Source organism: Hymenobacter mucosus (assembly GCF_900188255.1).
Lineage (GTDB): Bacteria > Bacteroidota > Bacteroidia > Cytophagales > Hymenobacteraceae > Hymenobacter > Hymenobacter mucosus.
Genome location: NZ_FZNS01000021.1, coordinates 19,742 through 29,208, shown reverse-complemented (window position 1 = coordinate 29,208; position 9,467 = coordinate 19,742). Strand labels below are relative to the sequence as shown.

9 protein-coding genes are annotated in these 9,467 nt (G+C 61.1%); 5 read left to right on the top strand and 4 right to left on the bottom strand.

Going from position 1 to position 9,467, the window contains the following annotated elements; genetic code table 11:
• The first annotated feature begins 390 nt into the window (after nucleotides 1-390).
• Complete coding sequence (locus CHB83_RS23985; protein ID WP_089334452.1) at nucleotides 391-633, top strand: hypothetical protein; 243 nt, start codon at nucleotides 391-393, stop codon at nucleotides 631-633.
• Nucleotides 634-686: 53 nt separating this feature from the next.
• On the opposite strand, the gene CHB83_RS22860 is transcribed toward CHB83_RS23985, so the two are convergent.
• The 3 genes from CHB83_RS22860 to CHB83_RS22850 all read right to left on the bottom strand — a co-directional run bounded on the left by CHB83_RS22860 (nucleotide 687) and on the right by CHB83_RS22850 (nucleotide 3,620).
• A complete protein-coding gene (locus tag CHB83_RS22860; protein WP_179225621.1) occupies nucleotides 687-1,598 on the bottom strand; it encodes an AraC family transcriptional regulator in 912 nt (303 codons plus the stop codon).
• A gap of 291 nt (nucleotides 1,599-1,889) precedes the next feature.
• Nucleotides 1,890-3,119: a formaldehyde dehydrogenase, glutathione-independent gene (gene fdhA / locus CHB83_RS22855; RefSeq protein WP_089334450.1), complete on the bottom strand. Its 1,230-nt coding sequence runs from the start codon at nucleotides 3,117-3,119 to the stop codon at nucleotides 1,890-1,892.
• A 93-nt stretch (nucleotides 3,120-3,212) separates the two neighbouring features.
• On the bottom strand, nucleotides 3,213-3,620 hold the full coding sequence (locus tag CHB83_RS22850) for a GlcG/HbpS family heme-binding protein (protein WP_089334453.1): 408 nt from the start codon (nucleotides 3,618-3,620) through the stop codon (nucleotides 3,213-3,215).
• A gap of 519 nt (nucleotides 3,621-4,139) precedes the next feature.
• On the opposite strand from CHB83_RS22850, the gene CHB83_RS22845 reads away from it, so the two are divergent.
• Together CHB83_RS22845 and CHB83_RS22840 are read left to right on the top strand one after the other, a co-directional pair.
• A complete protein-coding gene (locus CHB83_RS22845; protein ID WP_019949546.1) occupies nucleotides 4,140-4,433 on the top strand; it encodes a putative quinol monooxygenase in 294 nt (97 codons plus the stop codon).
• A gap of 96 nt (nucleotides 4,434-4,529) precedes the next feature.
• Entirely contained in the window at nucleotides 4,530-5,411 is an 882-nt protein-coding gene (locus tag CHB83_RS22840; protein ID WP_019949547.1) for a helix-turn-helix domain-containing protein, read from the top strand.
• A gap of 184 nt (nucleotides 5,412-5,595) precedes the next feature.
• On the opposite strand, the gene CHB83_RS22835 is transcribed toward CHB83_RS22840, so the two are convergent.
• Nucleotides 5,596-6,234 (bottom strand): recombinase family protein, encoded by a 639-nt coding sequence (locus CHB83_RS22835; protein ID WP_089334449.1) that lies wholly within the window; start codon nucleotides 6,232-6,234, stop codon nucleotides 5,596-5,598.
• A gap of 138 nt (nucleotides 6,235-6,372) precedes the next feature.
• On the opposite strand from CHB83_RS22835, the gene CHB83_RS22830 reads away from it, so the two are divergent.
• Both CHB83_RS22830 and CHB83_RS22825 read left to right on the top strand, forming a co-directional pair.
• Nucleotides 6,373-6,945 carry a DUF4158 domain-containing protein gene (locus CHB83_RS22830; RefSeq protein ID WP_089334448.1) on the top strand — a complete coding sequence of 191 codons (573 nt, stop codon included), beginning with the start codon at nucleotides 6,373-6,375 and terminating at the stop codon, nucleotides 6,943-6,945.
• Nucleotides 6,946-6,948: 3 nt separating this feature from the next.
• Nucleotides 6,949-9,462: a Tn3 family transposase gene (locus tag CHB83_RS22825; RefSeq protein WP_089334447.1), complete on the top strand. Its 2,514-nt coding sequence runs from the start codon at nucleotides 6,949-6,951 to the stop codon at nucleotides 9,460-9,462.
• Nucleotides 9,463-9,467: the final 5 nt, after the last annotated feature.

Sequence of the window (9,467 nt, the reverse complement as noted above, 5' to 3'; positions counted from 1 at the left end):
CACGTCACTTCTTCCGAACTCAACTCGGTGGCAGGTCGTCGCATGCCGCAAGCTACCAATTGCGCACTATACGCTTACTTCTGTATGGCTACTTAACCAATGCGATAAGTAATGAATACAGAGCCTTGGCCCTGTTTTGATTAGGACCTGATAACTGAATCTTATCAGGTCTTTACTGGTCAAAGTAGCGACGTTGTTTACTCATTGCAACCTATTTGGGGTGAGTTAATACAGAATCTCATTGACTGTTTGAGTTCGATTTTTAATAATTATTTATGACTATATAATATCTTAAAATACCATACCTACTCCGACTCGTTTGCAACGCCCAAGCTTTAGCTTTTTGCACCTTCATTGACACGGCGGTAGTTCTGTGGTGCATGGCTTATAGTGTGGCAAACTCATGGCTTTCACTACCTCCAGCGCCTGGATTCTCCGGCTGATTATCACTTTCTGCGGGCACACTTGCAGGCTCACATGCCGCTTACCGATGAGTGCTTTGCGAATTTCCAGCCTTACCAGCACTTTTTGCGCAAGTACCTCGGTATCGCGCAGCAAGTGCCGCAGCATTTTATTGCCTCTTACCTGGGTAGCACGCCCGAATGGCTGAGCCGTGTGGGGCGGCAGCTATAAGCATTGCCAAGCGGCTGAGCTTCGCCCTGGCAGCGCCGCCTGCTCGGCTGCCCTTACGCGTGGCCCTGGCTAATTGTCCGGTATTCAGTGGGCGTCATGTGCTCCAACCGTCGAAACATGCGGGTGAAGTAGGCCAGGTTGCTAAAGCCTGCCTTGAAGCAAATCTCGGTAATGCTGATGGCAGGGTTTTGCAGGCAGCGCTTGGCCAGCCGCATCCGGGCCTTGATGATGTAGTCGATGGGCGAGAGGCCGAACTCCTGCTTGAAGGCGCGGAAGAAATTGGCTTGGCTCATGCAGGCCTGCGTGCTCAGCTCCTCGACACTGATTTTCTGGGCCAGGTTCTCCTTGATGTACTGCAGGGTGTGGGCAAAGCGGTTGGAGGAGGCCAGCACGGCCGTGTTGTGCTCGGTCAGGTGCAGGCGCTGCAGCTGCATGAGGCGCAGCAGCAGCTCCTTCACCGCAAAGTCAGCCAGCATGTCCTTGTTCTGGGAACCATCGAAGCCAATGCGTACTAGCTTGATGATGAGGGCTGTAATCTCTTCGTTGTTATAAAAAGCGTGCTGGCTGAGGCTGAGGTGCCACGGCTCGCCGTCGGTGCGCGGGTAAAACGCGTTGAGGTAATTGACCGTGTCGATGACTTGCAGCCGGTCGATGGCCAGGGCTACGCACTGAGTTGGCGTTTCGTCAGAGGCCTCGGGGAAGTCAATCAGCATTTTTAGGTTTGGGGGCACGACCATGGTATGGCCGGGCAGGTAGGCAAAGGCCTGCTGGTCGCGCAGGTGCATTACTTTTTTGCCGCGCAGCATGTTGGTCAGCACCAGGTCGCTGTACGACTGCGCTACCTGGTCACCGGGGGCCAGCGTTTCGAGGATGCTCAGCTCGTACTTCTCCAGCGTCTGCACCCGGCGGTGGTCGATGAGCGTGGTGAACTCGTGGGGGGCAGTGAGCGGGATGGAAGGCAGCAAGGGACCAGGGGCGAAAAGCAGGTGGAAAAGAAGGCGGATGGCAGCGACCAATGCGAAGCTTACGCAACGGCGGGCGCCCTAATAACCTGTCGGCAGGCCAAAAATGTTCTTGGCGAGGAGACTGCCACCGATTGCGCGCCTTGTGCAAGCCCCTGCTTTTTGGGCCGGCCGGGGGCGGCCATTGGCAAACGCCTCCCCCATCCGCGCCAGCCCAAAAACGTCCTTTGCCTTACCAAAACAGCCGGACCACCCCTAGAGACAGTCCGGCTGAGAGCTGAGCAGGTGAGCTACCTAGGCAGCGGCCGTTTCGGTTTTGACTTTTGGTTTGGTGCTCGGAATCAGGTTGTGGGGGTTAATCACAAACTTGCGCGCCACGCCTTTATCAAATTCCGCGTAGCCTTTCGGCGCGTCGTCAAGGCTGATAATTTCCACATTCACGGCCTTGGCAATCTGGATTTTATCGTAGAGAATGGCCTGCATGAGCTGGCGGTTATAGCTCATCACGGGCGTTTGGCCAGTGTGGAAGGAGTGGCTCTTGGCCCAGCCTAGGCCGAAGCGAATGCTCAGGTTACCGGTTTTGGCAGCGGCTTCCTTGGCGCCGGGGTCGTCAGTGACGTACAGGCCGGGGATGCCGATGGCACCGCCCGCGCGGGTGATTTCCATGAGCGAGTTGAGCACGGCAGCCGGCACCTCTACCTTGGCCTGCGCGCCGTGGCCGCTGGCCTCAAAGCCCACGCAGTCGATAGAGCAGTCGATTTCGGGCACGCCCAAAATCTGGGTGATTTGCTCGGCCAGACTGGCGTCTTCGTTCAGGTCTACCGTTTCGCAGCCAAACGAGCGGGCGTGCGCTAGGCGCGCTTTGTTCATGTCGCCTACTATCACCACTGCGGCCCCTAGCAGCTGCGCCGACGCGGCGGCAGCCAGGCCCACCGGGCCCGCGCCGGCCACGTACACCGTGCGGCCAGGGCCCACGCCCGCCTTTACGGCGCCGTGGAAGCCGGTGGGAAAAATGTCGCTTAGCATGGTCAGGTCGCGGATTTTTTCCATCGCCTGGTCCTTATTGGGAAACTTGAGCAGGTTGAAATCGGCGTAAGGCACCATGACGTATTCGGCCTGGCCGCCTACCCAGCCGCCCATGTCCACGTAGCCGTAGGCACCACCAGCGCGGCCCTCGTTCACGGTCAGGCAGATACCGGTTTGCTGCTCTTTGCAGGTGCGGCAACGGCCGCAAGCCACGTTGAAGGGTACCGATACGAGGTCGCCCACCTGGAGGAATTCCACGTCGGCCCCTACCTCAATGACTTCGCCCGTGATTTCGTGACCCAGCACCAGGCCGGCGGGGGCCGTGGTCCGCCCGCGCACCATGTGCTGGTCGGAGCCGCAGATGTTGGTGGATACGACCTTCAGAATCACGCCGTGGACTATCTTCTTGCCCTTGGGGTTTTTCAGCTCAGGAAAATCAATGCTTTGCACCTCGACTTTGCCGGGGCCCAGGTAAACAACGCCTCTGTTGCTAGCCATATTGAGTTGGGTGGTTTTAGAGAATAAAAGGAAAAAGCGGCGGGCCCAGCCAGCCAGGCCCGCCGCTTTTTCCTGAACATGGAGAACGCTGCCTTACTGGCCGGCCACGGCGTTTGAGCCCGCTTCGGCTACGGTATGGTCGTTCTCGACCGTGTCGCCCGAGACGCCAATGGCGCCGATGATTTTGCCGCTGCCGTCCTTGATGGGCAGGCCACCGGGGAAGGTGATGAGGCCGCCGTTCGAGACCTCAATATTGAAGAGCGGGCCGCCGGGCTGGCTGGCCTGGCCAAGGTCACCGGTGGGCATATCGAAGAAGCGGGCCGTCTTAGCCTTCTTAATCGAAATGTCGAGTGAGCCGAGCCAGGCGTCGTCCATGCGGGCAAACGCCACGAGGTTGGCGCCGGCATCGACGATGGCAATGTTCATCTTGACGCCTATTTCGAGCGATTTTTGGTAGGCTGCCTGCACGGCAGCCTGCGCCTGTTCGAGGGAAATACCCATGGGTGTGGAGGGGAATAAGGTGGGAATGTAGCAAGGCCAGCCGGGGTAGCAGGCTGCCGTATGAACCAGGCTCCCTACTGGACGGTTGCGCCAAATCATAAGATTGCTAGGATTATGCAGTACTTTGCGAGGATAGTGCTAGTCCCGTCCGCCTAGTCTGGGGCTGGTTGTTACCGGGCGCTGAGGCCGACGGGTGCGGCGGCAGCCGTGGCGTACCCTGGCCCGGCATTCGCAGGCACCTCGCCGAGTTGTTTAGGGGCGGCCTCCTCATTTCATTTGGCTGGCTATAAAGCGCTAGCCCCTGGGGCAACACCTTGTTTTCAGGCCTCACCGCCCGCACTTCTTCCCCTATGATAATGCACGGGGGTAGGCCGCCGAGGGACCTTTGTCATGTTCTCTCGCTAGTAGAGAATCCTGAGGATATGGTCTTTTTGTCCAGCCACTAGTTGCGTCCGTCCATGTTAATCCTTTCGGAGAGGCAGTACCTTTGTTATATCAATTTACCTAACCCCCACTTCCATGAAGAATGTAGGATTGCTGGTCCGGCTCGAAGCGAAGCCCGGTAAAGAGCAGGCAGTACTCGATTTTTTGACGGGCGCTCTGCCCCTGGCTCAGCAAGAGCCGGCTACCATAACCTGGTATGCTATTCAGCTGGCGCCGGCCACCTTCGGTATCTTTGATACCTTTCCGGATGAAGCAGGCCGGCAGGCGCATCTTAACGGCCCTATTGCCGCTGCGTTGATGGCCCATGCGGCCGACTTGCTGGCCGTGCCGCCTGTCATTGAACAAGTAGCTATCTTGGCTGCCAAATAATTACCAGCCCCTAAAGCGACCTATGCCTGGGCATAGGTCGCTTTAGGGGCTGGCGGGCAGTTCGTCCAGTTGGCTAGCTGCTATTCTTCTCACGCGATGGCGATTGACTGTCTCCTGCTCACTCATCCGCACACGGGTGAATTAGCGTTTCGAAGCTACTCCTTTAGCGACGACACCCCGTTTAATTACTTACAACGCAATAATTATTACTCCCTCATTCTGCTTACGCAGGGCAGCGGCGAGCTACGCGCCAACTTTGCCACCTACCTGTTTGCTGGCAGTACGCTGTGTTGTTTTGGCCCTTACCAACCTTACACTATCCAAGCCAGCACCGCTGTAGCGGGCCTGGTCCTGGATTTTCATGCCGACTTTTTCTGCATCTACCGGCATCAGCAGGAGGTAGCTAGCAATGGCATCTTGTTCAACACCATTTTTGAGCCGCCCTTCTTCCCGGTTACAACAGAGGCGGTGCGTGAATTTGCCGCCCTGGCAGCTGTGATGCAAGAGGAAGTACGGCGTCAAGAGGTAGCACAACAAGAGTCCATCGTATTATATCTGAAGCTCTTTTTGCTGAAAGCTATCCGTATTCGTACGGCACAGCCCGCGTTAGGCACCGAGCAGAACCCGTCTGGCCGGGAGCCCTGGCTCCTGCAGCAACTTCAAGATGCCATTAATACGCACTACCGCCACCTGCACACGGCCGGGGAGTATGCCGACCTGTTACGAGTTCCCGCCCGAAGCCTAACGCGCCTGGTCAAGTCCCATTATCAGAAGACGCTCAGCCAACTCATCACGGAGCGAATCATTATGGAGGCCAAGCGCGAACTGTACCTAACCAGTCAATCCGTCAAGGCTATCGCCTTCGCGCTGGGCTTCGGGGATGAATACTATTTCAGCCGCTTCTTCAAGAAAAATACGGCCGTATCGCCGCAGTTTTTTCGTGAATCAGTTGGGTTCGCAAAAGCAGAAGAAAGCTAGCGCTGTTGAGCTGCTAGCGTTTGGCTGGAGAAATCGTTTTTCTCAACCAGACCGCAGGCTTTCTTCTATAGGCTGCTGGCTCCCAAAGAGACCCCATACGGCGCATATTATATAAAAAAATTATAATTATATAGGTACTTAAGGTGGTGTTAAACAAATAGGGGAAAACCTCCGAGTCGTCCGGTTAGGCTGACGCGTTCCGGCTTGGCTGGCGCTGCAGCTTGGCCAGGTAGTTTTTCAGGGAGAGGTACTTGCCGTACTTCAGGTGCACGTCCACGATGGTGGTGAGCGGTACGCCCAGCGCGTGCAGGTGCAGAATCCGCTCGCGGTCGGCGTCGTACATGGAGGGCTGCACCACACCCTTGGGCTTGCCCAGCACGATGCCCTGCTCGCGCCGCGCCCGCAAGCCTTCCTTCGTGCGCTCGGAAACGAAGTCCCGCTCCAGCTCGGCCAGCATGGCGAAAATGGTGAGCAGGATTTTGTGGGTCATGTCGCGGTGATTCTGCGGGTCCAGGTCCAGGCCCTGCTTGACCAGAATCAGCCGGCACCGCTTCTGGTGAATCAACTCTTCAATCAGGCCCAGCACTTCGCGCAGCGAGCGGCCCAGCCGGGAGAGCTCGGAGACGATGACCGTATCGCCGGCAGCAACCTTGGCCAGCAGCTCGGGCAGGCGGCGCTGCCCGGCGGTGCGGCGGGAAGACATTTCTACTTCAATCCACTCGTCGAGGGTCCAGCGGTGCTCGACCAGATAGCGGGCGATGAGGCTCTTCTGGCTCTCGGCCGATTGGGCGCTCGTGGAGACGCGGACGTAGCCAAATAGCATGGGCAAAACGGGCAGGGTAGCGATAAGGTAAATGCGCTTCGTAAAGGTACCGGTTTTCGATACCTTTACATGGACGTTAACGCTATCATTGGTGGGTAGAAATAACGGTCGTTTACACCATCGCCTTTTGGGTAGCTTATGGCTACGCACCTGCGGATTCACCTGGGCAAGGAGCGGGACCTCTACGAGCAGCCGCCTGTGGTACCGGCGGCCGAGCAGGCGCGGGTCTTTGCCGTCCCCGCGTGGGCCGAGCCGCACCTGGCCCGGATGCTGGCCCCGGTCAACCGGGTCGGGTTCGCGCTGCAACTGGGCTACTTCCAGATCAGCCAGCGCTTCTACGTGGCCACGCGCTACCACGCGGCCGATGTGGCCTTCGTGGCGCGGCAGTTGGGCGTGGCCCCGGCCGAGTTCGCGCCCGCCCGCTACGCCGATGCCCGCTACTACGCCCACCAGCAGCTCATCTGCGACCAACTGGGTATCGGGCGCTTCGACGCGGCCGCCGCGGAACGGCTCTACCAGGAAGCGCTCCGCCTGAGCAGCCAGCACCTGAAGCCGGCGGCGGTCTTTGATTACCTGGTGCTGTTCCTGCACGAGCACCGCCTGGAGCTGCCCACCTACTTCGCCCTGGCCAACCTGATCACGCGGGCGCTGCTGGCCTTCGAGAAACGGCTGCTCCACCGCTTGCAGCAGCACCTGCAGCCCGGCGAGTAGCGCTTGCTGGACCGGCTGCTGGCCGCCGACGACCCCGACGCCCGCGAAGCGGAGGCGGACCGGCGCTACCCGCTCACCTTTCTCAAGCGCATTCGCCAGGGCCTGCGCCCCGGGGAAATCCGCGAACGGGTGACGCACTTCGCGTCCCTGCGGCGGCTCTTCGAGCAGCTGCAGCCGCTCTGGCAGCGCCTGCGCCTCTCGGACCAAGCCATCACCTACTACGCCGAGTACGTGCTGCGGGCCCAGGCCGCGCAGCTCTACCGCCGCGACGAGCGGCGCTACCTCTACCTGCTCAGCTTCATGGTGCACCAATACTATGAACTCGGCGACGCCCTGGTCGATACGCTGCTGCAAACCGTGACCAGCACGGTCAATTCCTGTAAGGAGCACGTCAAGGAAACGCTCTACCAGCAACGAGCTGCCACGCAGCAGCTGACCAGCCAGGTCACGGGCCGGGGTTACCGACACCTGCAGGCGCTGACCCAGATTCGTGCCCTGGTCGATGCCCCCGACGTGCCGGCCGAACAGAAGCTGGCCCGTATCGACGCGCTGCTGCAGCGCCACCAGGTCACGGCCGCGCAGCTGAGCGAAGACCACCAGCAGCTGGAGCAATTGCGCCAAGCCACCGAGCAGCAAGCCGGCGAAGCCCTGTTTCACGAAGCGCTGGCTGCGGCGTCGTTGCGCCTGCAAACCAAGCTCGGGGCGTTGGTCAAAGCGCTGGTCGTCGACGAGGCGACCACCCGCGCCGACCTGTGGCGGGCCGTGCACTACTACCAGCAGCACGACGGGCACCTGGGCGCGCAGGTGCCGCTGGACTTTCTCTCGCTCACGCAACGGGCCTACGTCCTCGATGCGCAGGGCCGGTTGCGCCCCTCGCTCTACAAAGCGCTGCTGTTTCTGGAGATGGCCGCCGCGGTCAAGTCCGGCCAGCTCAACTTCACCTGCTGCTACCAGTACCGCGCCTTCGAGCACTACCTGCTGCCGGCCGCGCAGTGGGCCAGGCAGCGCGAGGCGCTGCTGGAACAGGCCGGCCTGGGGGCCTGGCGCGACTTTGCCACGGTCCAGGCGACGCTGCAGGAGCAGCTGCGGGCGCAGTTCGCCGCCACGAATGCCCACTTGGCCGAGGCAGCCAATCCGCACGCGCACCGTACTCCGACCGGGCGCTACCGCCTGACCACGCCCCGGCTGCCGGCCGAGCAGCCGCGCCTGCCGGCGCACTTGTTTCCCCGCCACCGGGTGGTGCCCCTGCGCGAAGTGCTCACCAGCGTGGCACGGCTCACGGGCTTCGACACAGCCTTCGGCGCGCTGCCCAGCAAGCACGCCCGCACCCCGCCGCCGCTGTCGCAACTGCTGGCCGCGCTGGTAGGGCTCGGCTGTAACCTGGGATTACGCCGCCTGGCCCAGGTTGCCCCGCAGGTGGACGAAGCCGCCTTGCAACGGCTGGCCAGCACCCACTTCACGCTCGACAACCTGCGCCAGGCCAACGAACTGATTCTGGACTTCACCCGACAGCTGCGCCTGCGCGAGGCGTTCCGCTTCTCGCCCGACGTGCTCCGCAGCAGCAGCGACGGGCAGAAGTACGACCTGGCCGTGGATTCGCTGGCCGGCAGCGCCTCGTTCAAGTACTTCGGCAACCGGCGCGGCCTGACGGCCTACTCCTACGTGGACGAGACGTTGCTGGTCTTCGACTCGACCGTGTTCAGCGCCGCCGACCGCGAGGCCACGCATTTGCTGGAGGGACTGCTGCGCCACGCCCAGCGCCCCACCGACGTGCACAGCACCGACACGCACGGCTACACCGAAGTCATCTTCGCCGTGACCCGCCTGCTGGGCATTGCCTACGAGCCGCGCATTCGCCAGCTCACCAACCAGCAGCTCTACAGCTGGGAACCCGTGTCCACCCACCGCCAGCTCGGCCAGACGCTGCTGCCCGACGCGCGCCTGGACCCCGAGCGCATCGCCCGGCACTGGGATGAGGTGCTACGCCTGGTCGTCACCCTGAAGCTGCGCCACAGCGAGGCCTCGCGCCTCTTCGGCCGGCTCAACTCCTACGCCCGCCAGCACCCGCTCTACCGGGCCCTGAAAGAGCTGGGCCGGCTGGTCAAAACCGAGTTCCTGCTGCGCTACGTCGACCAGGTGGAGCTTCGCCAGCGCATCCAGAAACAGCTCAACAAGGGCGAAAGCGCTCATCGACTCGCCCACGCCGTCTGGCACGGGCGCAACCAAGAGTTTCACGCCGCCACCCGCTCCGAGCAGTTGGTGGCCGACACCTGCAAGCGCCTGCTGATGAACGCCATCATCTGCTGGAACTACCTGCACCTCTCCCAGCACCTGGCCGGGCTACCGCCCGACCAGCAGGCCGCCGCACTGGCCACGCTCTCGCCCTCGGCGGTGCTCTCCTACCGCCACCTGAACCTGCACGGCGAGTACGACTTCTCCGACCAGCCCCTGCCGGCCGACGCCCCGTTCGACATGGACTTGATCAGCACCTGGCAGCCACCGAGCAAACCGGCGTAGCGCCG